Origin of the sequence: Pseudoalteromonas sp. PAST1 (assembly GCF_021532515.1) — a bacterium.
In the GTDB taxonomy this organism is placed as follows: Bacteria; Pseudomonadota; Gammaproteobacteria; order Enterobacterales; family Alteromonadaceae; genus Pseudoalteromonas; species Pseudoalteromonas simplex.
In genome coordinates this window covers 149,953-173,115 of sequence record NZ_JAKGBH010000001.1, presented here as the reverse complement: position 1 = coordinate 173,115, position 23,163 = coordinate 149,953, and the positions used below count along the sequence as shown (strand labels likewise).

The window sequence follows — 23,163 nt, the reverse complement described above, 5'->3', positions numbered from 1 at the left end:
AATTCAGCCACGGGTCTGTTGTTTTTCTCATGGCCTTTTGAATGCGAATTACGATACGCGATCTTCTATCAAGTTGGAATAATACTTTGGTGACCCAGCCTAAATTATTATTCACAGCTGTAAAAACCAATGCACAATTGCACTTTATGCTTACTGGTCTATGCTGAAATAATTGTCTAATTATTATAATAACACGCTAAAGGCCCGAAATATGGAACATTTTCTTGAACCCAGTGGCGCAGTAAAACATAGTTTTATTGAGGACTGTCACCGATTAGGGCAGCTCATTTATTGGCATAAACAAGGCAATTACAGTATTCAAGTTAGGCAACTTAACCAATTACGCTGGTTACTGATCAACGAAACTCTGCAATCGGTCATTGAAAAACGCCGACCTGCCAGATTACTTTTCCCTCATTTACAATACCTTGCAAAGCTATGGCAAGACTTAGAGGAACCGAAAAAGATTTTAGAATTAGGCCTAGGCGGTGGTGCTATTCGTAACTACTTACAGCACACCTACCCTGATAGCCAACTGACATCGGTTGATAAAAACCCCGACATAATTCACTGCTATAAACGTTACTTTGGTGGCGACCATGCCAATAACCTGCACTGTTTTGATGCGCAGCAAGTATTAGAGCAAAACAACGAATACAATTGGATCATCTTAGATTTATTCAGTGAGGTAGATGCACCATTATTTTTATACAAGCACCTGTTTTACACCAAACTAAGAGCAGCGATGGCAAAAGATGGCTTGTTGTTCATTAATTTTTTATCCAATCACCCATCGCAACTAAAACAACTTGAGCACCTGCTAATCACCGAGTTTGGCAAGCGCCCAAGCATTGTAAAAATCCCCGACTACGTGAATCATATCGTGATGATCAAAAAATAAAAATACTTATACCAATCCGCTTAATTAAGTAGTCTATTTTGAGGCAATAAAACCTCGTTGATAACAAGGCAAAAATTTCGTTATTTAGTTGTTCTAAATGAGAAATTTATAACGCAGTTAGCGACAGGTTTAATCCCTCAAAATGATTAAGTATTATTGCGGGTTGGTATTACACAGATAAATTAAAAGTAACTGGACCATCGTTACATAGGCTTACTTGCATATCAGCACCAAATTGCCCTGTAGCCACTGTTAAGCCTGCTTTTTTAGCCTCTGCAATAAAATACTCATAGAGCGTATTGGCTTGCTCTGGCGTGCCAGCACTTGAAAAGCTTGGACGCATACCCTTTTTAGTGTCGGCTGCTAAGGTAAACTGCGAAACCACTAAAAGCTCACCTTTGATATCATTCAAACTTAAGTTCATCTTTCCTTGTTCATCGGTAAAAATGCGGTAATTGCTGACTTTGTGTAAAAGCTTCTGGGCGCTTTGCTCGGTATCCTGTTTTTCAACACCTAATAGCAGCAAAATACCTTGTGAAATTTCACCCACTACTTCGCCTGCCACTTCTACTTTTGCTTGTTTTACTCTTTGAATTAAGCCTTGCATTGATCCCTCGATAACTTGATATACATTAAATCTGCGGCACGTCGCATTGCCGCCAAGTATACCTGATTATCGCTGCTGTGCCCAATGCCATCTAAAATCAATAATTGTGCATTTAACTGTTCAGCAAGCTGCTGTACGGCACTATATCGACAGATCAAATCGGCGCGGCCATGAATAAACCAAATCGGTAAATGAGTCAGTAAATGTGCATTTTCTGCGATAAAGCCTTCTTCAATGAAACAGTGATGACGAAAGTAATGCACCATTAACTTTGCTTGATTTAACCCGACATGGGGCTCCTGTAAACTCCAGTTTGTCAAAGGCTCACCATGACATAGCACCTGCTCCCAATGACACCATAACTTGGCAAATTTACTGGCTTTAATTTGATCATCATTGTTTAGTTGCTGCTGATAAAAGTCGAGTAAGGCGTGCCAATCAGTGTAATCATGTGCAAATTCATTAAAGCACTCAGGGTAAAAATGCGCGCCGGCTCCTTTTGTTGTGTAAAGCCACTCGAAGTCACTGTTACATGCTAAAAAGCTAGCCCGTAAAATAAGCCCTGCAACATGCTCTTGGTGATGAATAGCATAGACAAGTGCCAAAGTGGCACCCCATGACTCACCACACACCAGCCACTTTTCAATACCCAGTTGCTGGCGTAAATACTCGAGATCGGCAACTAATTCTGAGGTGGTATTGGTTGAACTATCATGGGGTGTTGAGTGACCGCAACCGCGCTGACTGAACATGATCACTCGAAAACGTTCTAAGTCGAAAAAGCGGCAATTTTCAGGGCATAGACCCGCACCAGGACCGCCATGGCATAACACCACAGCAATCCCTGTAGACGCACCATATTCTTGCACATGGATTTGATGACCATCGCCAACACTTAAGTGATAATCACGGTTGGCAACATATTGTGGATGTAACTGCACCTCGCTCTCCTTAGGTGCAGTGAATTTAAACCTCTATATCAGGCGTGTCCTCGATATTCTCAGGGCTGATACATACAGTAAATTCTGCACCGAGTAATACGACAATCCACGACAAATACACCCATACAAATAAAATAGGGATTGTCGCCAACGCCCCATAAATAACTTCGTATGATGGGAAGTGGCTGATGTACAAAGCAAAGCCTTTTTTTGTCAGCTCAAACAACATAGCTGCAAACAAAGCGCCCGGAATTGCCGCTCTAAATGGAACTCGTGTGTTAGGAACTAAAGTATAGAGCATAATGAAGCCAATCATTGAAATTATGTAAGGTAATAACTTCAATAAAAAGCCGCTAAAGCCGGGGATACCTTGATCGGCAAACGACACTAACGACACGATGTATGAAGTAACACCAATACTAGCCCCTAATAATACAGGGCCTAGACTAAGCACCATCCAATAAACGGCAAACGAAATCATCATTGGACGCTTTTTCTTAATACGCCAAATTCGATTTAATGTAGCATCGACATTGCGAATAAGTAACAAAGATACCGCCGCTAAAAAACCCACACCAACGGCAGTCATTTTATTCGCATTACCGGCAAAAGCGCTGATATGCTCTTTAATTACATCTGTAGAGGTCGGCACAAGATTAGTAAACAAGAAGTTTTCTATGGTCACTAACGTGCTTTCGAATCCTGGAAAAGCAGAAAAAATAGCCACACCAACCGCCACTAAAGGCACGATTGATAATAAGGTTACATAAGCCAAATAACCCGCATTGACTGTGATTTGATCGTCAATACAACGATTGAGATACTGCATCCACCAAGCAGGTTGTTGTTTTAAGAAAATGCTTATTTGCAGCTTATACCGACTGAGCTTCTCGTCCATAGAATCTAATTTCTGCTAAAATGTTTTGATAATCATAGCAATCCACCACATAATTTGAAATGACAGGTACCTAAAAAGGATTCTCAATGAAAAAACTGACACTTTTAAGTGCACCACTATTTGCAGTTACAATGGCATTATCGGGCTGCCAGTCAGCTTATTACTCAGCCATGGAGTCTGTCGGTGTACATAAACGCGACATTTTAGTGGACCGCGTAGAAGAAACAAAAGAAGCACAGCAAGAGTCACAAGAAGAGTTTCAATCAGCACTAGACAGATTAACCACGCTGATCAACTTTGATGGTGGTGAGCTACAAGATGCCTACAATCAACTGAATGATGATTACGAGTCGAGCTTAGCTGCAGCGAACGACGTTACAAACAATATCAATAAAGTAGAAGATGTAGCTGAGGCACTGTTTGATGAATGGGCCGACGAGCTAGAGCAATACAAAAGCGCCTCACTAAAACGTGAAAGCAGCAAAAAGCTCAACGCAACTAAGCGCCAATTTGATCAACTGCTTCGCTCAATGCGCAGTGCAGAAAGCAAAATGGAACCCGTGTTATCATCTTTACATGACAACGTTTTGTACTTAAAACATAACCTAAACGCACAGGCTGTTACAGCTATCAAAGGTGAGTTCACAAATCTTAAACGCGATATTAAAGTGTTAATGGACGATATGAACAAATCAATTGAAGACTCGAATAAGTTCATTGAGCAAATGAATAAAGCGGGCTAATCAGCTCAAGCTATTAATATCAAAGCCTACTTAAACGTAGGCTTTTTTGTGTAACCTCTTGTTACTTTTTAATGATTTATCTTAATTTTTATTTTGCTAAACTCACGGCAAAGAATAAAAAGTAAGCATAGTATGCATTTAAAAACACTCTCAACACTTATTGCAGCAGCACTTATAAGCGCATGTAGCAACTCAAATACAGTGAATGTTATTGCCGGTGAAGGCACTATAACCCCATTAAAAACTGAAGGAGATTTCGAAGGTCGCTACCACAACCTTTATCCGGGTGATAAAGAATACCCAACAACCTGTACAGACAATTGCTATGAACCATCAGAGCTACTTATATGTGATGACAGCAATTCTCAGTGCCAATATCAAGCAGAACAAATAGTTCCAGCAACAAATACAGGGTTTATAGTCCGTTGGTTAGGTCATGCAGGCTTTTATATTCAATCACCAAATGGTGAACAACTGTTGTTTGACCCTGTTAAAGATCAGTTTGACTCACCCGTAGACTTGGCCTTTAAACTTGCTGGTGGCAGTTATCGTAAGCCCGGATTTTGGCCTACTAAATCAGAGCTCGAAGGTTTAAACGCGGTAATGTACTCACACATTCACTATGACCATTTTAATAAAGCAGATATCGAAGAAATTGGTAATGCTCCCCGCTATTTAGTGCCACTAGGCTTTGCAGATAATTTTCCGACTGGTGGCTTTAATATTTCAGAGATGGCGTGGTATGCAAGTACACAAATTAATGACCTAACGATTCATTCGGTGCCGGCCCATCACTTTAGTAGTCGCATTATGGTTCCCTTTATTTACGACGACCACAATAAAGACTTATGGAATGGTTGGCTACTTGAGCAAAATGGTAAGACCTTGTTTTTTGCTGGTGATACCGGTTACTCAAAACACTTTCAAGATATTAAGCAAAAATACGGCGAGATTGATGTGTGCTTAATGCCAATTGCTTCCTACTACCATGAAGAAGATGGTAAGTGGTATCGTTATGTTCATACTACACCTGAAGATGCATTAAACGCGGCAGAAGAGTTAAGCTGTAAAGTGATGATCCCATGGGGTTACGGCAACTCAAGCTGGCAAATGGGTGACCATTCAAGTCATTCGGCATTACTTAGGTTGTTAAATATGCAAAAGCAGATGAACAGCCAAGTTCCGGTTTATATAATGAACGAAGGAGAGCAAATCTCGCTTTAAAGGTACGGGCTAATATTAAATAACTTTATCCAGCATGGAGTCTCGCAAAGCAAGCATCAATTTGTGAGCACTTCCTGCTGACATTGCTAATGGATTAAAATCGCTAGTACCTGAGTATTTAATATTTAATGGCGTTGTTAGTTTTGAATATGGTATGTACCCCATCGACCATTTTTCGAATTCCCGCTCTGCAATTTCGCAATAGTTCAGCATGATAATGTTGCGATGCCTTTTATCATTCAAAATACGATGATACGTTGCATTCACTGCTTTTCGCGATCCTTCAAGACACTGCATAAAATGAGTACTATTAAAACAAAGTAGCCCTGTTACATTACATTCAGCATTTTTCTTTTTCGCCTTTTCGAGAATATCCTCAATATCATTAGGCCCAAACCCATCGCTAATTTCACTTGTATAAATCAGTCTAACTAAATACATCTTACTCTCCTGCAAGTTGGATTTAGAAAAGATAGTACAGATGGGGGAGTTAGTAAAAAGTGGTTAGTGATTAGTGGTTAGTGGTTAGTGGTTAGTGGTTAGTGGTTAGTGGTTAGTGGTTAGTGGTTAGTGGTTAGTGGTTAGTGGTTAGTGGTTAGTGGTTAGTGGTTAGTGGTTAGAACAAAGTAAAATACATTCCTCAACAACAAGATTGTTTGTGTAATTACATAAAAAATAAAACCACCCTCTCGATCAACTGATATCTGACTTCTGAAATCTAACTTCTCGATTTTTTACGGCTGACGGCTAATCATTACAACAAAAAACCGCCGTATTTTTCAATACGGCGGCTTCTATTTTGCAAAACTAAAAGACGTTATTAGTCTTTAGCTGCACGGCTCGCACGCTTACGCTCACTTTCAGTTAAGTGACGCTTACGAATACGGATGTTCTCAGGTGTTACTTCCACTAACTCGTCATCATCGATGAACTCAATCGCTTGTTCAAGCGTGTAGTTTAGTGGTGGAACAAGCGTTTGTGCTTCATCTGTACCCGATGCACGAACGTTTGTAAGTTGCTTACCTTTAAGCGCGTTTACAGTTAGGTCGTTGTCACGGCTGTGGATACCGATAACCATACCTTCGTAAACTTCAACACCGTGACCGATGAATAACTTACCACGGTCTTGTAAGTTGAATAATGCGTTAGTAAGTGCTTTACCAGTTGCGTTTGCAATCATTACACCATTCTTACGAGCACCGATAGTACCGCCTTTATGTGGACCGTAGTGATCAAATGTGTGGTAAAGAAGACCAGAACCAGACGTTAATGTCATGAATTCAGTTTGGAAACCAATTAAGCCACGGCTTGGGATCATAAAGTCCATACGTACACGGCCTTTACCATCTGGAGACATGTCTGTTAGTTCACCCTTACGAAGACCAATTTGTTCCATGATAGAACCTTGGTGCTCTTCTTGACAGTCGATTGTAAGTGTTTCGTATGGCTCTTCTTTTTGACCATCAACTTCACGAAGGATTACTTGTGGACGAGATACCGCAAGCTCGTAACCTTCACGACGCATGTTCTCGATTAAGATACCTAAGTGTAACTCACCACGACCAGAAACACGGAAGCTATCTGGGTTGTCAGTTTCTTCAACACGTAATGCAACGTTGTGAACAAGCTCAGCTTGTAAACGCTCAAGAATGTTACGTGACGTTACGAATTTACCTTCTTTACCAGCAAATGGTGATGTGTTTACAGAGAACGTCATTGTTACTGTAGGCTCATCAACGCTTAGTGGTGGTAATGCTTCAACGGTGTTTACATCACAGATAGTGTCTGAGATTTTCAGCTCACCAAGACCAGTGATTGCAATGATGTCACCTGCGCCTGCAGATTCTGCTTCATGACGCTCAAGACCTAAGTAGCTCATTACTTGGCCAACTTTACCGTTACGCTTAGTACCGTCTGCGCTTACAACAGTAACCTGTTGGTTAGGACGAACAGTACCACGCTTGATACGACCTACACCGATAACACCGATGTATGAGTTGTAGTCAAGCTGAGAAATTTGCATTTGGAAAGCACCTTCAGGATCTGCATCCGGTGGAGATACTTCGTCAACGATCATCTGGAACATTGGTTCCATGTTATCTGATGGCTCGTCTAAATCCATTGTTGCCCAGCCGTTGATAGCTGATGCATAGATTACTTTAAAGTCTAACTGTTCGTCAGTTGCACCTAGGTTATCGAATAAATCGAAAACTTGGTCCATAACCCAGTCAGGACGTGCGCCTGGTTTGTCGATTTTGTTGATAACAACAATCGGCGTTAAACCTTGTGCGAATGCTTTTTGCGTTACGAAACGCGTTTGCGGCATTGGACCTTCTTGAGCATCAACAAGTAGTAATACTGAGTCAGCCATCGAAAGTACGCGTTCTACTTCACCACCGAAGTCGGCGTGTCCTGGGGTGTCTACGATATTGATATGGTAGTCGTTCCAAGAGATAGCTGTGTTCTTAGCTAAAATGGTAATACCACGTTCTTTCTCAATGTCGTTTGAGTCCATTACGCGCTCTTCGTTACCGCCGCGCGTTTCTAATGTGCCTGATTGCTCAAGCAGTTTATCAACCAAAGTTGTTTTACCGTGGTCAACGTGGGCGATAATCGCTATATTTCTTAACTTTTCGATGCTCATATTTTTTCTCAGAGAAATTGAATCTCATTGATCCTGCAAGATCTACGCAGTCACCTGCGTTTTCACCAGATGTCCCAGCATAGGATTTAAAAGGGCGCATATTATCCCTTAATAATGGCATGGATGAAAGTTTATCCAATATAAATTTATAAACTTTCTTCAGGCTTTTTATAAGTATCTGTTTTATAAATGACAAATTTATGAAAATTAAAGTGAATCTGAGCTCAATACTGGCGAAATTTTAGTTTTTGAACCATATTTTGGCACTAAATAGTGTTCATAACCGAAAAATTGGCACGCTCAATAATTGTGCAAAACAAGGTCGCACTTTTTACGCACCAGAATGATCTTTTTACGCACCAACTTAGTGCAACAAAAGTTAACAAAACGAAGTCCTGTTCACTTTTTACAAGCCTAAACAAGGTGTTAAAAACATGGCACGAAACCAGCTTATATAAGCGAAAAGCAATAATGCAGCAAAAATAAAACCCAACAATTGGAGGACACATGTCACAATCGGTTTTAGATTTTATCAAAGAAAATGACGTTAAGTTCATTGATTTACGCTTTACTGATACCAAAGGTAAAGAACAGCATGTTTCTATTCCTCATCATCAAATTGATGAAGATTTCTTCGAAGACGGCAAAATGTTTGACGGTTCTTCAATTGCTGGCTGGAAAGGTATCAACGAATCAGACATGGTACTTATGCCTGTTCCTGAGTCTGCGAAAATGGACCCGTTTTCTGAAGAAGCTACACTAATCGTACGTTGTGACGTCGTTGAGCCTTCAACACTTCAAGGTTACGAGCGTGATCCACGTTCTGTTGCAAAACGCGCTGAAGAGTACATGCGCTCTACTGGTATTGCTGACACTGTATTATTCGGTCCAGAGCCAGAATTCTTCCTTTTTGATGACGTTAAATACAAATCAGACATGTCTGGTTCTATGTACAAAATCGATTCTGTAGAAGCAGCTTGGAACTCAGATAAAGATTATGAAGGCGGCAACATGGGTCACCGTCCAGGTGTTAAAGGCGGTTACTTCCCGTGTTCACCTGTTGATTCATCACATGACTGGCGTTCAGCAACTTGTTTAGTTCTTGAAGAACTAGGTCAAGTAGTAGAAGCTCACCACCACGAAGTAGCAACTGCAGGTCAAAATGAGATCGCAACTCGCTTCAATACAATGGTATTAAAAGCTGACGAAATCCAAGAGATGAAATATGTTATCCATAACATGGCTCACTTATACGGAAAAACAGCGACATTCATGCCTAAACCAATCGTAGGTGATAACGGTTCTGGTATGCACTGTCACCAATCTCTAGGTAAAGATGGCGTAAACATCTTCGCTGGTGACAAATACGCAGGTCTTTCTGAAGAGGCACTTTACTACATCGGTGGTATCATCAAGCACGCTAAAGCAATCAACGCATTCGCTAACGCGTCAACGAACTCATACAAGCGTTTAGTACCAGGCTTCGAAGCTCCTGTAATGCTTGCATACTCTGCACGTAACCGTTCTGCTTCAATCCGTATCCCAGTGGTACCGTCTGCAAAAGCACGTCGTATCGAAGTACGTTTCCCTGATCCAACAGCTAACCCATACTTAGCATTCTCTGCAATGCTTATGGCTGGCCTAGACGGTATCAAGAACAAGATCCACCCTGGCGATGCAATGGACAAAGATTTATACGATCTACCTGCTGAAGAAGCAGCTGAGATCCCACAAGTTGCATCTTCTTTACAAGAAGCACTTGCATCATTAGACGCAGACCGTGAGTTCTTAACTCAAGGTGGCGTATTCACTGATGACCTAATCGATGCATACATCGCGCTTAAGAGCCAAGAAGTTGAAAAACTTAACATGACAACTCACCCAGTTGAGTTCGAAATGTACTACAGCGTGTAATACACGCTGTATCAGAATTATCTAAAAGATAATAAATGTGTGTTCTCAAGCCCGCTCTGCGGGCTTTTTTAATGGTAATTGAGCGGGTTCTACTCTACAGTTTTAGTTAAGTGAAAAAATGCAGGGTCGCAGGGTGAAAAGCACAACCTTATTGGTATTATCGTTATTATTTGCAAGCTTTTTTGGTTATACAGCAGCACAAAAAGTCTATTCTTGGAAAGATGAGAATGGTGTATTAGTATTTTCTGATACTCCTCGCCCCGGTGCTACTGAGGTCAAGTTAAATACCCAAAACCTTACAATGCCTGCAGCTGATACCAGTATTCTTGATACTGCTCCAAGTGCAGTCCCTGTTAACTTTAAAGTGTCAATTGCAGCCCCCGCAAATGAAGAAACTGTGAGAGAAAATACAGGTTCTGTTTATGTTACTACACGAATCAGCCCCCGTTTTGAAACTGGTTTCAAAGTTCAATTACTCGTTGATGGTTCACCTCATGGCGCACCAAGTAATAGCACGACCTTTGCTCTAAGAGAGGTCTTTCGAGGCGAACACACATTACAAGCGAAACTTTTTGATGCAAATAATAAACTCGTTTCAGTTAGCCCAGTCAGCACTTTTTTCATGCACAGAACTTCAATTAATAACGGAAATTAGAATTTTCGACATGATGTCTCGCAAAGCAAAAAGAGTATGCTAAGCTGCACTAAATTGAAACGCACTAAAATGGTGCAACCATGCTCAGAGATTTACATTTTAATTCTCAATTACTCGACAGTATTTGGAAAAATTTAAGTACTGCTGTTATTTTACTCGATCATGATTTTAAACTGGTTTACGCAAACGATAGCGCCAGTGAGCTTTTAGGTTTAGGCCCAAAACGTATCATCAACCAACCGTTCGACAACCTATTTAACTACCACTCGATAGATTTAAAACGTATTGCTCAGTATTCGTTGTTTGACGGTGTCGATTGCCACCAACATAGAGCTGACGTGGTGTTCGTCGATTCTCGCCATGCCAAGTTAACTATTAGTACACGCCGAATAAGTAGCAACGATGAAAATTATATCCTGTTCGAATGCCGCCAAATGGATGATGAAATTCGCCATGACCAAGCTTCGAATCAAATGCATCAATATCAAGCTGCCCGTAACCTTATTCGTGGTTTAGCACATGAAATTAAAAATCCTTTAGGTGGAATTCGCGGAGCGGCGCAATTATTGCAGTATGAGGTTGATCAGCAAGAACGTGATCAATGTGCCGAATTAATCATTGAACAAGCAGACCGTTTACGCGAGCTTGTCGACCGTTTACTTGGTCCGAATCAACTGCCACACAAATCCCATGGCAATATTCACCAAGCGTTAGAGTCGGTGATTAAACTGAGCATGTTAGACAACAATGCCAATATCACTTTAGTGAAAGACTATGATCCAAGTATACCGAGTGTATACATAGATCAGAGTAAAATTCAGCAAGTGGTACTGAACATTATTCGTAATGCACAACAGGCACTTGTTGATGGTGGCGAGATAAGGATAAAAACTCGCATCAATCATCAACACAGGCGCCCGGGTAAGGCACCAAAAAAAACCTTGCTGATCCAAATTTCGGATAACGGCCCAGGTATAGACAAGAGCTTACGTGAAACCTTGTTCTACCCAATGATCACCAACAAAGAAAATGGATCAGGGCTTGGTTTATCGATAGCGCAAACCTTGGTTGACCAACATGACGGCCACATTGATTGTGACAGTTGGCCAGGCCATACAGAATTTAATATCTATTTGCCTTTTACGGATTAATGGTTTTTTGGAGTAGTCATGAAAACAGTCTGGTTAGTTGATGATGATGCCTCAATTCGCTTTGTATTGGAAAAAGCGTTGGCACGTGCAGGATTTGACACTGAAAGCTATGCAAACGCACAAGATGTGCTTAACGCATTAAAGTTTAGCCAGCCCACGGTATTGGTATCTGATGTGCGTATGCCTGGCATGGACGGTATGGCGTTACTCGAAACAATTGCCGAGCAAAATCCTGGCTTACCTGTTATTATCATGACAGCTCACTCGGATTTAGATTCGGCGGTAAATGCCTTCCAAAAAGGGGCGTTTGAGTACCTCGCCAAACCGTTTGACTTAGACGAAGCCGTGGCACTGGTAGAAAGCGCATGTCGCGCTAACTCAACGAAGAAAACTAAACGCAAACAAGCACCACAAACCAATGCGCATATCATCGGTGAAGCACCTGCAATGCAAGAGGTGTTTCGCGCGATCGGTAAATTATCAGCATCAAGTATGAGCGTGCTGATTAATGGTGAGTCAGGGACAGGTAAAGAGCTAGTTGCAAGCGCCCTGCATAACCACAGCCCACGCAAAGAAAACCAATTTATAGCTCTGAATATGGCTGCCATTCCTAAAGAATTAGTTGAGTCAGAGTTATTTGGCCACGAAAAAGGCGCATTTACTGGAGCCGACAGCATTCGTAAAGGCCGTTTTGAACAAGCGAATGGCGGCACCTTATTTTTAGATGAAATTGGTGATATGCCACTCGACGTTCAAACACGTTTATTACGCGTGTTAGCCGATGGTGAGTTTTACCGAGTGGGCGGCCATCAAAGTATTAAAGTTGATGTACGTATTATTGCTGCAACGCACCAAAACCTCGAAGACTTGGTAAAACAAGGTAAGTTTCGTGACGACTTATTCCACCGCTTAAACGTAGTGCGTTTACGCTTACCCGCGCTGCGTGAGCGTACGGAAGATATTGAACGACTAGCACAACACTTTTTACATAAAAGTGCCAAAGAGCTGCAAGTTGACAGCAAAATTTTAAGCCCAAAAGCCACTGAGCAACTACGCCTATTTAACTGGCCAGGTAACGTGCGCCAATTAGAAAACACCTGCCGTTGGTTAACCGTTATGGCGCCGGGTGAACTTATTAGTGAACAAGATTTACCACCTGAAATCGTCGCAGTTACACCAATCGAGCAAGAAGGCGACTGGCTAGATGCATTTCAACAATGGCTTAACCTTGAACTTAAACAAGGTAAAGAGAATATTTGGCCTGCCATTCAAGCACAACTCGAGACTCGCTTGATTAAAACTGCTCTTGCCAACTGCGCTGGGCACAAGCAAGAAGCCGCAGTGAAGATCGGCTGGGGTCGTAATACATTGACCCGCAAGCTAAAAGAGCGCAATATTAGCTAATTTCGCGCAACCCAATGTGAGTCAATGAATTTAATCGAGCACATTCCACTAATTAAACAAATGGAAATTATTAACAGATTACCATTTTTTAGAGAGTTCACATTAAGCGAACGACAAGTGTTATTAGAGTCATTCAGTCATTTGTATTTGGTCAAACAAGGCCGCGCTGTTTTCAAACAATACGATACTGATAAACGACTTTATATTGTGCTAAGTGGCTCACTGATGGTATTCAAACAAAGCCATCTTCTTGAACTTGGCACGATTGAGCCTGGCGAATTTATCGGTGAAGGTGCTTTTATCAATAACCGCGAGCACAGTACGAGTGCGCGCGCAAAAGTTGATACCATTTTGTTAGCTATCACCCCTGAAGCACTTACCCGCTTGCCGAATGTGATCCGCGAGAAAATTAAAGATCGCATAATCGAAGGTATGAGTGAACGTATTACTAAGTTAAGCACTTACCTTGAGTCACGTAGCTAGTCCATATACACAATTTGAAATGAGCAATTTAACCAACTTGGGCTATTAACGCGAGCCGTGTAACGGTAGGTGTCTGATGGTTTCATACCAAAAGGGGTACTCACTTCTGGCGTTAAATGGCTGTAACTTTGCGAATAGTTTTTATAATAAATGACTAGGTGGCCGTATAAGTATTCCCAATCAAGAGTAACTTTACTACCGCCAGCAAGAGTAAAGTGAGCTTGCTTATCACTGAATGTAACAACAAGATCATTATACTTGTCTTCAACACATCCTGTGGTGAGTACACGAGCCGGCATAGTAAAATTAGTGGTAGTATTTTTAGCTTTTAAATAAAAGCCAATATTGCCATGATTGTAAAAGTGGTTGGCATCTGTGGTGTATTTGATTTCAACTTCATAACCCAATCCTTGCATAATTTCAGCAAGTTGCTCAGTTTCATGAGTGAGGATTTTATCACTCGATAACATTAAGGTTGCATCCGCAAACTCTCTTGGCACTGGGAGCTGAGTGTATTCATAGGGTAAGCTTTGCTTATTTAATGCTTGCTCTAATGATTGCAACTGCGACTGATCAAGATTTTCTGTGTATACGTAGACTGTAGCTTGCTGACAACCAGTCAAAATTAAAAATATGGCTGCCGAAATTATCCTTTTCATATTCTTTCTCACTTTAGATTACAAATGTAGTCTAAAGTGAGAAAAACAATAAATCAATTAATTAAGATGTTTTTTTAGCCAACTATTAACACTTTGACGGGTATATAAAATATCTTTAAATAAACGGTGAGTTTGATGCTGAAGCAGTTTTTCTTTATTTGTTTCCCCTGAACTTAACTGGCTATGGTTATCATTAAAACGCGAAATTAACGCAAAACCTTGTTCTGACTTTTCAGGCTGAGATTTAATTGTTTGCGTTAACAAAGCTCGCACATCATCTGCAGCAAGCAATGACGAATCTTGCAAACCCATTAACTCTTTTCTTAGCGCTGATCTTACGCCCATTACAACTTCTCCTGAACGAATAAAAAATGAAACGGACATGCATTTAGCAATTTGTACACCAATTCCGAACGCGCGCAGTGTACCCAGTAAATACTGCAGTTTTTTTACTGTTTATAAAAATGTCAGATTTTTTATTGCTGTAAATTTTAACCGCCTGAAGAGCTTAAAAATTTAATCTTGGTTCAATTGAGTGCTAGGCTTTATAATGGCTGCGATTGAATTAAGAGAGACCAACATGAACGAAGATTTCATCGAAATTGAACTAGAAGAAGAGCCAATAGAGTTATGCAACTTGTTAAAAGTGCTCGACCTAGTCGAAACAGGCGGCCAAGCAAAAGCCTTAATTGGTGAAGGTTATGTTGGGGTTAACTATGAAATTTGTACAATAAAACGGAAAAAATTATACAGTGGTGACGTGTTGGCTTTCGATGGTGAGTTGTTCCAACTTACTTTAAGCGAAGATGCAACACCGAATCCTCGCCCACCGGAACCTGTACAAAAAGCACAACCACAAAGCACTGAAGAAGCGCCAAAAAAATCGAAGCGTAAACGTACTAAAAAACCAAAAGTAGACGAAAAAACCGGCCGTCGCCCTATCTCTTTTGGTTAACTAGAGCTTGCTTAGTTAGCATAAATCACCTTTAATTGAATGCGATTATAACAACAATAAAAGGTGATTTATGAATCCTCCAGCTTGGCTCAAGCCACTTGCTTGGGCAGCCCTTGTATGGAATCTTTTAGGTGTCATTGCATTTATAATGCAACTGTTGATCACACCCGAAATGATTAACCAACTCCCCGAAGCACAACAAGCCGCATACCGCGACATACCGCTCTGGTCAACGGCTGCCTTTGCGATAGCCGTGTTTGCAGCAAGTTTTGCGAGCATCTTATTACTGACAAAAAAAGCCCTTGCGCGCGAGTTATTTTTAATCTCGTTTATCGCCGTATTAGTCCAGCAATATTATAATTTTGTGGTGATAGATAGCCTTGCTATGTTTGGTACTAGCGCATTAGCAATGCCATTGTGCGTGATCGTTATTGGTTTACTATTATTGTTTATTAGCCATAAAGGTAAACAACAAAACTGGCTTAACTAAAAACACTTATTTCTGAGGGTAGTTTAAAGTGACTACCCTTTTTATCTGCCCCCTTCCCTTGAAATAAATCACATCAGCAGCAACTATATTAGGTAGCATATTTTTTCATCAGCTAGATGAATTTCTCAGCTGGTATTAAGTTTGCAATAACACTGTGTCTATTTCGAAAAGGAAACAACAAAGCAAGCCAAATTGCTTGCTCAAACCACAGGGGCAAATAATGAATAACAGTTTTGATACCCAAAAGCAGCTTACGATTAATGGTGAGCAATATCATATTCACTCTTTACAAGGTTTAGGCGACAAAGCAAAACGTCTGCCATTCTCTCTAAAAATCTTACTTGAAAACCTGTTGCGCAATGAAGATGGCGTTAATATTAAAAAGCAAGATATCGATGCTTTACTAAACTGGGATCCACAAGCGAAACCATCAGCAGAAGTCGCGTTTACGCCCGCTCGCGTTGTAATGCAAGATTTTACCGGCGTACCCGCCATTGTCGATTTAGCCGCGATGCGTGATGCCATGGAAAAACTTGGCGGCGACCCTGCGAAAATTAATCCACTGTCGCCTGCCGAGCTTGTTATTGACCACTCTGTGCAAGTTGACGGCTACGGTGAAGATGATTCATTCGACTTAAATGCAAAACTTGAATATGAGCGTAACAAAGAGCGTTACGAATTTTTACGCTGGGGGCAAACTGCCTTCGATAACTTGAAAGTCGTGCCACCAGCAACCGGCATCGTACACCAAGTAAATTTAGAATATTTAGCCCGCGTGGTATTTAACGATAGTAAAAATGGTAAATCACTCGCCTACCCAGATACCCTAGTCGGAACCGATTCGCACACCACCATGATCAATGGTCTTGGGGTACTAGGCTGGGGTGTCGGTGGGATTGAAGCCGAGGCCGCAATGCTTGGTCAACCAATCAGCTTACTTATTCCACAGGTCGTTGGCTTTAAGCTCAATGGTCGCCTGCCAGAAGGTACGACCGCAACCGACCTTGTACTAACCGTGACAGAAATGCTGCGTAAGCATGGCGTAGTAGGTAAATTTGTTGAGTTTTATGGTGATGGTCTAGCTGATTTACCACTTGCAGACCGTGCAACTATTGCAAACATGGCGCCTGAGTATGGTGCAACCTGCGGTATTTTCCCAATTGATGATGAAACCATCAACTACCTACGTTTAACTAACCGCGATGACAAACAACTTAAACTCATCGAGGACTATGCTAAGCACCAAGGTTTATGGCGTAACCCTGGCGATGAAGCTCATTATACCGACACACTAGAGTTATCACTTGACGATGTTGTGCCAAGCCTTGCTGGACCTAAGCGCCCGCAAGATAGAATTGCCCTTGATAAAGCAGGTAGCATCATTGGTGAGCATTTAAAAGGCTTTCAAGAAGAACGTATGCAACATCGCGATAAAAGCGATGTTCAAGAGGCGCGCATTGAAGACGAGGGCCCAACCACTAACCCTGATGAGCCAGTAAACGAAGCACAGTTTATGGGCGCAGCTAAGGTTAACTTTAAAGGCGAAGAGTTTGAGCTTAATGATGGTGCTTGTGTCATTGCTGCAATTACAAGTTGTACAAACACGTCAAACCCAAGTGTTATTTTAGCTGCTGGCCTAGTGGCTAAAAAAGCCAAACAATTAGGATTAAAGGTTAAGCCATGGGTTAAAACCTCACTTGCTCCTGGCTCACAAGTGGTGACTGATTACTTGAAAAAAGCCGACTTAATGGATGATTTAGATTCGTTAGGCTTTAACCTTGTCGGTTATGGTTGTACAACCTGTATCGGTAACTCAGGGCCTTTAGCTGATGAAATCAGTGAAGCAATTCAAAAACATAAACTGGTTGTAAGCTCTATTTTATCGGGTAACCGTAACTTTGAAGGCCGTATTCACCAAGATGTGAAAATGAACTTCTTAGCCTCACCACCCCTTGTGGTTGCTTACGCAATTGCGGGTCGTACAGATATCGACGTTTACAATGAGCCGCTTGCGCAAGACCCAAATGGTAATGACATTTATCTAAAAAATATTTGGCCAAGTGTTAGTGAAGTGAACGAACTCGTGCGCGAAACTGTCACCAAAGAAATGTTCGCATCAAGCTATGGCAATGTGTATCAAGGTGATGATCGTTGGCAGAAAATTCAAATTCCTGATGGCAAACTTTATGATTGGGATGATGCGTCAACCTACATCAAAAAAGCGCCATTCTTTGATGGCATGGAGATTGAGCCTCCTGGCATTCCTAGCATTAGTGGTGCGCGCTGTTTAGCAAAATTAGGTGACTCAGTAACCACTGACCACATTTCGCCAGCAGGTGCGATTAAAGCAGATGCCCCAGCAGGTCTTTACTTGCAAGAGCACGGTGTGCAAAAAGCACAATTTAACTCGTACGGTTCGCGTCGTGGTAACCACGAAGTAATGATGCGAGGTACCTTTGCTAATGTGCGTTTACGTAATCTATTAGCACCGGGTACCGAAGGTGGTGTGACCCGTATGCAACCAAGCGATGAGCTCGCCAGCATTTATGATGCAGCGATGCAATATCAGCAAGATGGCACGCCACTGATTATTTTAGCGGGCGCGGAATATGGCACAGGCTCATCACGCGACTGGGCTGCTAAAGGTTCACTTCTGCTTGGTGTTAAAGCCGTTATTGCACAAAGCTATGAGCGTATTCACCGTTCAAACCTGATTGGTATGGGTGTTTTACCCCTACAATTTAAAGAAGGTGAAAGCTATGAGTCACTCGGTTTAACCGGCCAAGAGTCGTTCGATTTTGAAGGCTTATACGACAAAACCAATGAAGTCAGTGTGATTGCCACTAACAGCGAAGGCAAACAAATTAGCTTTAGTGTTGATGTACGTATAGATACCCCGAAAGAATGGGACTACTACAAACATGGCGGTATTTTACAGTATGTTCTGCGTAATATGCTGGCTGAGCAGTAATTGCTTTTAAGTTAACTAAGGGGCTGAATTTTCAGCCCCTTTTTTGTTTAGAACACCAGTAATACCAATCCGCAATAATACTTAATCATTTTGAGGGATTAAACCTGTCGCTACCTGCGTTAAAAATTTCTGATTTAGAACAAACTAAATAACGAAATTTTTGCCTTGTTATCAACGAGGTTTTATTGCCTCAAAATAGACCACTTAATTAAGCGAATTGGTATAAATTACAGTTTAGAGCAACACACTTATTTACAAAAAATGAAAAGCGCATAAAAACCAGCGCGTTAAAATTAGACAAATAACCGACACTTGCTTGATTTAGAACAATCCTCTTAATGACAACAGTACCTACACTTTAATTAAGGCTAAAGTGAGGTGCTTGTATGACTGAACAAACCATCATTCGAATCTTAAAAACCTTTATTATTTTAGGTATTTGTCTAATCATTTTGGGGCATTCTTTATTAGCCGGCAATTACTTAAGTGATAGCATGGGTATACATGGCATTATGATAAGCGCAGCGTGTATTGCTGTTGGTGTGCTGTTCTCGTTACCCACCAAAATTTATCTCACTATTTTACTGATGAAAATGGAAAGCGATCTCACAGCTCAAAACAAACAAAGCTAATTCCCACCTTGCTCTTTGAGCTGCTGCTCAAGTTGCTTGTTACGTTGCTCCATAAGCTGTTTTACTTGCTCAGCATCTTGCATCATCTTTTGTACATTTTTAGGGTCGTATATCCCAAGCGCTGAAGGTACTTCGTCAGTTTTAACTGTTGCAGCTTGCTTTTCATCAGCTTGAAAAGTCTCTGCAGGTAACACAGTTATATCGTTCGGATCCAAAGTTACTGTAGTACTAACGTAATTAGGGTGAGGGGTATCAGCATAGTGCCACTGACCATGTTCATCTTGCCATTTATACACGACGACAGGTGCATCCGCGTTTTTGCTAAAGCTCAACGTCTCAGTGAGCTTTTTTGCTTGGCTGGTCAGTGTATCGGCACCTTGCGAAGCAAAATCACTCACATCACCACTTACTTTTTCTGCGTAACGCTCGAACATGCTCAGCTCTAGGTAAGGTTTACCGTCTGGCTTTTTAATGTAAAACAGCAGGGCAACACTGGTCAGTAGCAACATAACCGCAAGATAACAAAAACGCTTAATCATTCCATTTACCGATTATTGGTAGTTACTCTCAATCTTAGCAAATTCACCGGATGATTTAAGATTTTTCATAAATTCGTTAAATTGCTCGCTCATATGCTTACCTTTTTCATTGTATGTAAACTGTAATTGCATCGGCGCTCTACCCACACTGTAATCACTTACCGTGAATTTCTTAAAGACATGATTTCTTGAGGCATACCACTGCAATGTGTTTTTTGAGATGACGGCAACACGTTGATTTTGCTGCATATCGACTAAAGCATTCAACATATCTATTTCAGAGTAAAAATCTTCACGATGCAACTTGCCAGCTGCAAACAATGCTTCAAATTGCGGGTAAGTGTAACCAAAGCGAGCCATCAACACATAGCCGCCGAGCTCATCAATCGCTGGAATATGACAACCTCTGGGCATAACTAAAATATCTTCAACAATCGCAATACTATCACTCCAATAATATTGATTATCTCCACGATACCATTGCTCAGACTCTAAACGAACATCAACCTGACCCTCATCAAGTAAATGCTGCGAACGCACTTCTGGTACCAGCATGTACTGAAGATCATAATTATATTTTTCGGCAAAGCGGCTTAATAGGTCAGCGACTAGGCCTTTTTGACCGCTATCAACAAAATGATAAGGTGGGTAATCCGTGTCATACAACGCAACACGTAAAGTTTCTGCTCGCACTAAAGGCGTAATTAATAGCAATAATAAAAAAACAACGGCACGACTCATAATTTTCTCTCATAAAATTGAGCCAGGGATTGTATATAAATAGCACAAAAAAAGCGCAGGCTAAGCTGCGCTTTGAGAAAATTCTGATAGGAATTTAGGATTAGATACCGTCACCATCAATATGTAAGCCACATTCACGGTTTAAACCGAAGAAACGCGTTTCTTCTTCTGTCATGCCAGGCTCAAGTTTACGGGTGGTGTGAACATCCCCCATAGACACATAACCTTGCTCCCAAAGCGGGTGATACGGCAAATCATGCTTAGTTAGATACTGATAAATATCGCGGTTATTCCACTCGATAAGTGGGTACACTTTCACTGTGCCACGGCTAATTTCAACAATTTGCTTATCAGCACGGCTTGATGACTGGTCACGGCGCAAACCACTAAACCAGGTGCCTGCTTGCAGCTCGTTTAAAGCGCGAGTCATTGGCTCAACTTTATTCAGTTGATTGTACTGCTTAATACCCTCTTCACCTTGCTCCCAAAGTTTACCAAACTTTGCTTCTTGCCACGCTGGGCTAAGCTGTGCTTTATAAACCTTAAGATTAAGCGAAAGTCGCTCCGTCATTTGTTCAATGAACTGATAAGTCTCAGGGAACAAATAGCCCGTGTCAGTCAGTACCACAGGAATATCTGGCTGCTTTGATGTCACTAAGTGCAACATCACAGCCGCTTGAATACCAAAGCTCGACGACAAAAAGTGCGTGCTTGGTAAGTTTTCAAGTGCCCACGCAACACGCTCTTCTGCGCTTTTATCAGTCAGAAGACCATTAATATCAGCCAGCATGGCTGTTTGGTCTTCTTTGCTCATCGTTAAGATGTCTTTAAATTCACTCATGGTTAATTCCAAACCTTAAAGCGGTGTCGCTTATAAAATTATGCGTGAAAATCGGTTACTGAAACTTTAACTTCAGCAACAATGCCTTTGCGAATTACAAAATCACCAAAACACTCGCCTTCATTACGCTCACTTGCCCATTGGCCAATTAGCTTATCGAATGCGTCTAGGTATACGTCTTCGCCGACATTTTCTAAATACAATTTTGGAATACGCGTGCCTTCGCGGTTACCGCCTAAGTACACGTTGTATTTACCCGGACCTTTACCAACCAGACCCGCTTCTGCCAACATGGCGCGGCCACAGCCATTCGGACAACCCACAACACGCATAATGATGTTGTCATCGCTAATGCCGTGCTTAGCTAATAGCGCTTCTGTTTTCTCAATTAAGCTTGGTAAATAACGCTCTGCCTCAGCCATCGCTAGCGGACAGGTTGGTAATGCCACACACGCCATTGAGTTTTTACGCTGCTCTGTATGGCTGTCATCAATTAAGCCATGGTTGCGAGCAATTTCTTCGATTACCGCTTTTTGATCAGCCGGAACACCTGCGATGATCAAGTTTTGGTTTGCAGTCATGCGGAAATCACCTTGGTGAATTTCAGCAATTTTACGACAGCCTGTTTTAAGTGGTTGGTTTGGGTAATCTAAAATACGGCCACTTTGGATAAACAGCGTTAAGTGGTGCTTACCATCAATACCTTCAACCCAACCGATACGGTCACCACGGTGAGTGAACTCATACGGGCGGCTCTGCTGAAATTGAACACCGGCACGTTTTTCAACTTCAGCTTTAAATACATCAGAACCTACACGGTCTAGTGTGTATTTAGTTTTCGCATTTTTACGATTTGAGCGGTTACCCCAATCACGCTGTACAGACACCACGTGCTCAGCAATTTTTAACGTGTGCTCAAGTGGAATGAAACCAAAGTCATCTGCTTTACGAGGATACGTTGCTGTATCACCGTGAGTCATCGCAAGACCACCACCCACTAACACGTTAAAGCCAACCAACTTGCCGTTTTCTGCGATTGCCACGAAGTTTAAGTCGTTCGCATGCACATCCACTTCATTGTTCGGTGGAATTGTTACTGTGGTTTTAAACTTACGCGGTAAGTAAGTTGAACCTAAGATTGGCTCTTCAGTAGTTTCACTCTTTTCGCCATTTAACCAAATTTCAGCGTACGCTTTGGTTTTTGGTAATAGGTGCTCAGAGATCTTCGCTGCCCACTCGTAAGCTTCTTGGTGAAGCTCAGACTCAACTGGGTTCGTTGTACATAATACGTTTCGGTTTACGTCGCCCGCCGTTGCAATTGAGTCAATACCCACGCTATTAAGCATTTGGTGCATACCTTTAATGTTTGGCTTAAGCACACCATGGAACTGGAACGTTTGACGCGTGGTTAAACGAATACTGCCATAGCTGGTTTTCTCTTCAGCAAACTTATCAATCGCTAACCATTGCTCTGGCTTGATGATACCGCCAGGCATACGAGCACGTAACATTACGTTATGTAACGGCTCTAATTTTTGTTTAGCGCGCTCAGGGCGAATGTCACGGTCATCTTGCTGGTACATGCCGTGGAAACGGATCAGTTGGAAGTTATCAGCAGTGAAACCACCGGTGATCTCGTCTTTTAAATCTTGCTCAATTGTGCCACGTAAAAAGTTACTTTCTCTTTTCAAACGCTCGTTATCAGAAAGCTTTACGTTTTTGTCTTGTTCGCTCATGGTATTTCCTAAATTTGTTACAGTGACGGCTGTT

Annotated in this window: 23 protein-coding genes; 12 read left to right on the top strand and 11 right to left on the bottom strand. The window is 41.6% G+C overall.

Going from position 1 to position 23,163, the window contains the following annotated elements; genetic code table 11:
* The first annotated feature begins 211 nt into the window (after positions 1 to 211).
* Complete coding sequence (locus tag L1272_RS00770) at positions 212 to 901, top strand: spermidine synthase (RefSeq protein ID WP_138602475.1); 690 nt, start codon at positions 212 to 214, stop codon at positions 899 to 901.
* A gap of 169 nt (positions 902 to 1,070) precedes the next feature.
* On the opposite strand, the gene dtd is transcribed toward L1272_RS00770, so the two are convergent.
* From dtd to L1272_RS00755, 3 genes are read right to left on the bottom strand one after another with little or no spacing between them, the layout of a single operon-like run.
* A complete protein-coding gene (gene dtd, locus L1272_RS00765; RefSeq protein ID WP_130167197.1) occupies positions 1,071 to 1,508 on the bottom strand; it encodes a D-aminoacyl-tRNA deacylase in 438 nt (145 codons plus the stop codon).
* On the bottom strand, positions 1,496 to 2,449 hold the full coding sequence (locus tag L1272_RS00760; protein WP_235372567.1) for an alpha/beta fold hydrolase: 954 nt from the start codon (positions 2,447 to 2,449) through the stop codon (positions 1,496 to 1,498). Before L1272_RS00760 ends, dtd begins: the two co-directional genes overlap by 13 nt.
* A 25-nt stretch (positions 2,450 to 2,474) precedes the next feature.
* On the bottom strand, positions 2,475 to 3,347 hold the full coding sequence (locus tag L1272_RS00755; protein WP_054552397.1) for a virulence factor BrkB family protein: 873 nt from the start codon (positions 3,345 to 3,347) through the stop codon (positions 2,475 to 2,477).
* 86 nt (positions 3,348 to 3,433) lie between these two features.
* Between L1272_RS00755 and L1272_RS00750 the strand changes: the two genes are divergently transcribed.
* Together L1272_RS00750 and L1272_RS00745 are read left to right on the top strand one after the other, a co-directional pair.
* Positions 3,434 to 4,090, top strand: a complete 657-nt coding sequence (locus tag L1272_RS00750) for a DUF2959 domain-containing protein (RefSeq protein WP_054552396.1) — start codon at positions 3,434 to 3,436, stop codon at positions 4,088 to 4,090.
* Positions 4,091 to 4,222: 132 nt separating this feature from the next.
* A complete protein-coding gene (locus L1272_RS00745) occupies positions 4,223 to 5,314 on the top strand; it encodes an MBL fold metallo-hydrolase (RefSeq protein ID WP_138602667.1) in 1,092 nt (363 codons plus the stop codon).
* 15 nt (positions 5,315 to 5,329) lie between these two features.
* On the opposite strand, the gene L1272_RS00740 is transcribed toward L1272_RS00745, so the two are convergent.
* The gene (locus L1272_RS00740; protein WP_054552394.1) at positions 5,330 to 5,755 is read right to left on the bottom strand and encodes a BLUF domain-containing protein; all 426 of its coding nucleotides are present in this window, start codon (positions 5,753 to 5,755) and stop codon (positions 5,330 to 5,332) included.
* 379 nt (positions 5,756 to 6,134) lie between these two features.
* Positions 6,135 to 7,958 (bottom strand): translational GTPase TypA, encoded by a 1,824-nt coding sequence (typA, locus tag L1272_RS00735; protein ID WP_054552393.1) that lies wholly within the window; start codon positions 7,956 to 7,958, stop codon positions 6,135 to 6,137.
* A 507-nt stretch (positions 7,959 to 8,465) separates the two neighbouring features.
* Here typA and glnA point away from each other — a divergent pair.
* From glnA to L1272_RS00710, 5 genes are all read left to right on the top strand, one after another.
* Positions 8,466 to 9,872 carry a glutamate--ammonia ligase gene (gene glnA / locus L1272_RS00730; protein ID WP_054552391.1) on the top strand — a complete coding sequence of 469 codons (1,407 nt, stop codon included), beginning with the start codon at positions 8,466 to 8,468 and terminating at the stop codon, positions 9,870 to 9,872.
* Between the two features lie 133 nt (positions 9,873 to 10,005).
* A complete protein-coding gene (locus L1272_RS00725) occupies positions 10,006 to 10,527 on the top strand; it encodes a DUF4124 domain-containing protein (RefSeq protein ID WP_235372566.1) in 522 nt (173 codons plus the stop codon).
* 80 nt (positions 10,528 to 10,607) lie between these two features.
* Positions 10,608 to 11,678, top strand: coding sequence for a nitrogen regulation protein NR(II) (glnL, locus tag L1272_RS00720; protein ID WP_054552389.1), 1,071 nt, complete (start codon positions 10,608 to 10,610; stop codon positions 11,676 to 11,678).
* Between the two features lie 18 nt (positions 11,679 to 11,696).
* A complete protein-coding gene (ntrC, locus tag L1272_RS00715; protein ID WP_054552388.1) occupies positions 11,697 to 13,082 on the top strand; it encodes a nitrogen regulation protein NR(I) in 1,386 nt (461 codons plus the stop codon).
* Positions 13,083 to 13,106: 24 nt separating this feature from the next.
* Entirely contained in the window at positions 13,107 to 13,565 is a 459-nt protein-coding gene (locus L1272_RS00710) for a cyclic nucleotide-binding domain-containing protein (protein ID WP_138599054.1), read from the top strand.
* On the opposite strand, the gene L1272_RS00705 is transcribed toward L1272_RS00710, so the two are convergent.
* Positions 13,562 to 14,224, bottom strand: coding sequence for a hypothetical protein (locus tag L1272_RS00705; protein ID WP_199528584.1), 663 nt, complete (start codon positions 14,222 to 14,224; stop codon positions 13,562 to 13,564). The genes L1272_RS00710 and L1272_RS00705 overlap by 4 nt on opposite strands.
* A 57-nt stretch (positions 14,225 to 14,281) precedes the next feature.
* Positions 14,282 to 14,569, bottom strand: coding sequence for a hypothetical protein (locus tag L1272_RS00700; RefSeq protein ID WP_062566674.1), 288 nt, complete (start codon positions 14,567 to 14,569; stop codon positions 14,282 to 14,284).
* 235 nt (positions 14,570 to 14,804) lie between these two features.
* Here L1272_RS00700 and L1272_RS00695 point away from each other — a divergent pair, with 235 nt between their 5' ends.
* From L1272_RS00695 to L1272_RS00680, 4 genes are all read left to right on the top strand, one after another.
* Complete coding sequence (locus L1272_RS00695) at positions 14,805 to 15,179, top strand: RNA-binding S4 domain-containing protein (RefSeq protein ID WP_138599152.1); 375 nt, start codon at positions 14,805 to 14,807, stop codon at positions 15,177 to 15,179.
* A gap of 70 nt (positions 15,180 to 15,249) precedes the next feature.
* The gene (locus tag L1272_RS00690; RefSeq protein WP_138618034.1) at positions 15,250 to 15,669 is read left to right on the top strand and encodes a hypothetical protein; all 420 of its coding nucleotides are present in this window, start codon (positions 15,250 to 15,252) and stop codon (positions 15,667 to 15,669) included.
* A gap of 220 nt (positions 15,670 to 15,889) precedes the next feature.
* Complete coding sequence (gene acnA, locus L1272_RS00685) at positions 15,890 to 18,640, top strand: aconitate hydratase AcnA (protein WP_199528586.1); 2,751 nt, start codon at positions 15,890 to 15,892, stop codon at positions 18,638 to 18,640.
* A 386-nt stretch (positions 18,641 to 19,026) separates the two neighbouring features.
* A complete protein-coding gene (locus tag L1272_RS00680; RefSeq protein WP_054552382.1) occupies positions 19,027 to 19,272 on the top strand; it encodes a hypothetical protein in 246 nt (81 codons plus the stop codon).
* Here L1272_RS00680 and L1272_RS00675 read toward each other — a convergent pair.
* The 4 genes from L1272_RS00675 to cysI form a co-directional block, all read right to left on the bottom strand.
* Complete coding sequence (locus tag L1272_RS00675; protein WP_166338913.1) at positions 19,269 to 19,811, bottom strand: DUF4124 domain-containing protein; 543 nt, start codon at positions 19,809 to 19,811, stop codon at positions 19,269 to 19,271. The two genes, L1272_RS00680 and L1272_RS00675, sit on opposite strands and share 4 nt — an antisense overlap.
* A 12-nt stretch (positions 19,812 to 19,823) precedes the next feature.
* The gene (locus tag L1272_RS00670; protein ID WP_054552380.1) at positions 19,824 to 20,552 is read right to left on the bottom strand and encodes a substrate-binding periplasmic protein; all 729 of its coding nucleotides are present in this window, start codon (positions 20,550 to 20,552) and stop codon (positions 19,824 to 19,826) included.
* 100 nt (positions 20,553 to 20,652) lie between these two features.
* On the bottom strand, positions 20,653 to 21,393 hold the full coding sequence (locus tag L1272_RS00665; RefSeq protein WP_199528588.1) for a phosphoadenylyl-sulfate reductase: 741 nt from the start codon (positions 21,391 to 21,393) through the stop codon (positions 20,653 to 20,655).
* 38 nt (positions 21,394 to 21,431) lie between these two features.
* Positions 21,432 to 23,129, bottom strand: coding sequence for an assimilatory sulfite reductase (NADPH) hemoprotein subunit (gene cysI / locus L1272_RS00660; RefSeq protein ID WP_138599061.1), 1,698 nt, complete (start codon positions 23,127 to 23,129; stop codon positions 21,432 to 21,434).
* Between the last annotated feature and the right edge of the window lie 34 nt (positions 23,130 to 23,163).

Bases quoted from the DNA above. Each gene is read 5' to 3' on its own strand.
- L1272_RS00770 (WP_138602475.1), top strand. From the start codon at position 212: ATGGAACATTTTCTTGAACCCAGTGGCGCAGTAAAACATAGTTTTATT.
- dtd (WP_130167197.1), bottom strand. From the start codon at position 1,508: ATGCAAGGCTTAATTCAAAGAGTAAAACAAGCAAAAGTAGAAGTGGCA.
- L1272_RS00755 (WP_054552397.1), bottom strand. From the start codon at position 3,347: ATGGACGAGAAGCTCAGTCGGTATAAGCTGCAAATAAGCATTTTCTTA.
- L1272_RS00750 (WP_054552396.1), top strand. From the start codon at position 3,434: ATGAAAAAACTGACACTTTTAAGTGCACCACTATTTGCAGTTACAATG.
- L1272_RS00745 (WP_138602667.1), top strand. From the start codon at position 4,223: ATGCATTTAAAAACACTCTCAACACTTATTGCAGCAGCACTTATAAGC.
- L1272_RS00740 (WP_054552394.1), bottom strand. From the start codon at position 5,755: ATGTATTTAGTTAGACTGATTTATACAAGTGAAATTAGCGATGGGTTT.
- typA (WP_054552393.1), bottom strand. From the start codon at position 7,958: ATGAGCATCGAAAAGTTAAGAAATATAGCGATTATCGCCCACGTTGAC.
- glnA (WP_054552391.1), top strand. From the start codon at position 8,466: ATGTCACAATCGGTTTTAGATTTTATCAAAGAAAATGACGTTAAGTTC.
- glnL (WP_054552389.1), top strand. From the start codon at position 10,608: ATGCTCAGAGATTTACATTTTAATTCTCAATTACTCGACAGTATTTGG.
- ntrC (WP_054552388.1), top strand. From the start codon at position 11,697: ATGAAAACAGTCTGGTTAGTTGATGATGATGCCTCAATTCGCTTTGTA.
- L1272_RS00710 (WP_138599054.1), top strand. From the start codon at position 13,107: ATGAATTTAATCGAGCACATTCCACTAATTAAACAAATGGAAATTATT.
- L1272_RS00705 (WP_199528584.1), bottom strand. From the start codon at position 14,224: ATGAAAAGGATAATTTCGGCAGCCATATTTTTAATTTTGACTGGTTGT.
- L1272_RS00700 (WP_062566674.1), bottom strand. From the start codon at position 14,569: ATGGGCGTAAGATCAGCGCTAAGAAAAGAGTTAATGGGTTTGCAAGAT.
- L1272_RS00695 (WP_138599152.1), top strand. From the start codon at position 14,805: ATGAACGAAGATTTCATCGAAATTGAACTAGAAGAAGAGCCAATAGAG.
- L1272_RS00690 (WP_138618034.1), top strand. From the start codon at position 15,250: ATGAATCCTCCAGCTTGGCTCAAGCCACTTGCTTGGGCAGCCCTTGTA.
- acnA (WP_199528586.1), top strand. From the start codon at position 15,890: ATGAATAACAGTTTTGATACCCAAAAGCAGCTTACGATTAATGGTGAG.
- L1272_RS00680 (WP_054552382.1), top strand. From the start codon at position 19,027: ATGACTGAACAAACCATCATTCGAATCTTAAAAACCTTTATTATTTTA.
- L1272_RS00675 (WP_166338913.1), bottom strand. From the start codon at position 19,811: ATGATTAAGCGTTTTTGTTATCTTGCGGTTATGTTGCTACTGACCAGT.
- L1272_RS00670 (WP_054552380.1), bottom strand. From the start codon at position 20,552: ATGAGTCGTGCCGTTGTTTTTTTATTATTGCTATTAATTACGCCTTTA.
- L1272_RS00665 (WP_199528588.1), bottom strand. From the start codon at position 21,393: ATGAGTGAATTTAAAGACATCTTAACGATGAGCAAAGAAGACCAAACA.
- cysI (WP_138599061.1), bottom strand. From the start codon at position 23,129: ATGAGCGAACAAGACAAAAACGTAAAGCTTTCTGATAACGAGCGTTTG.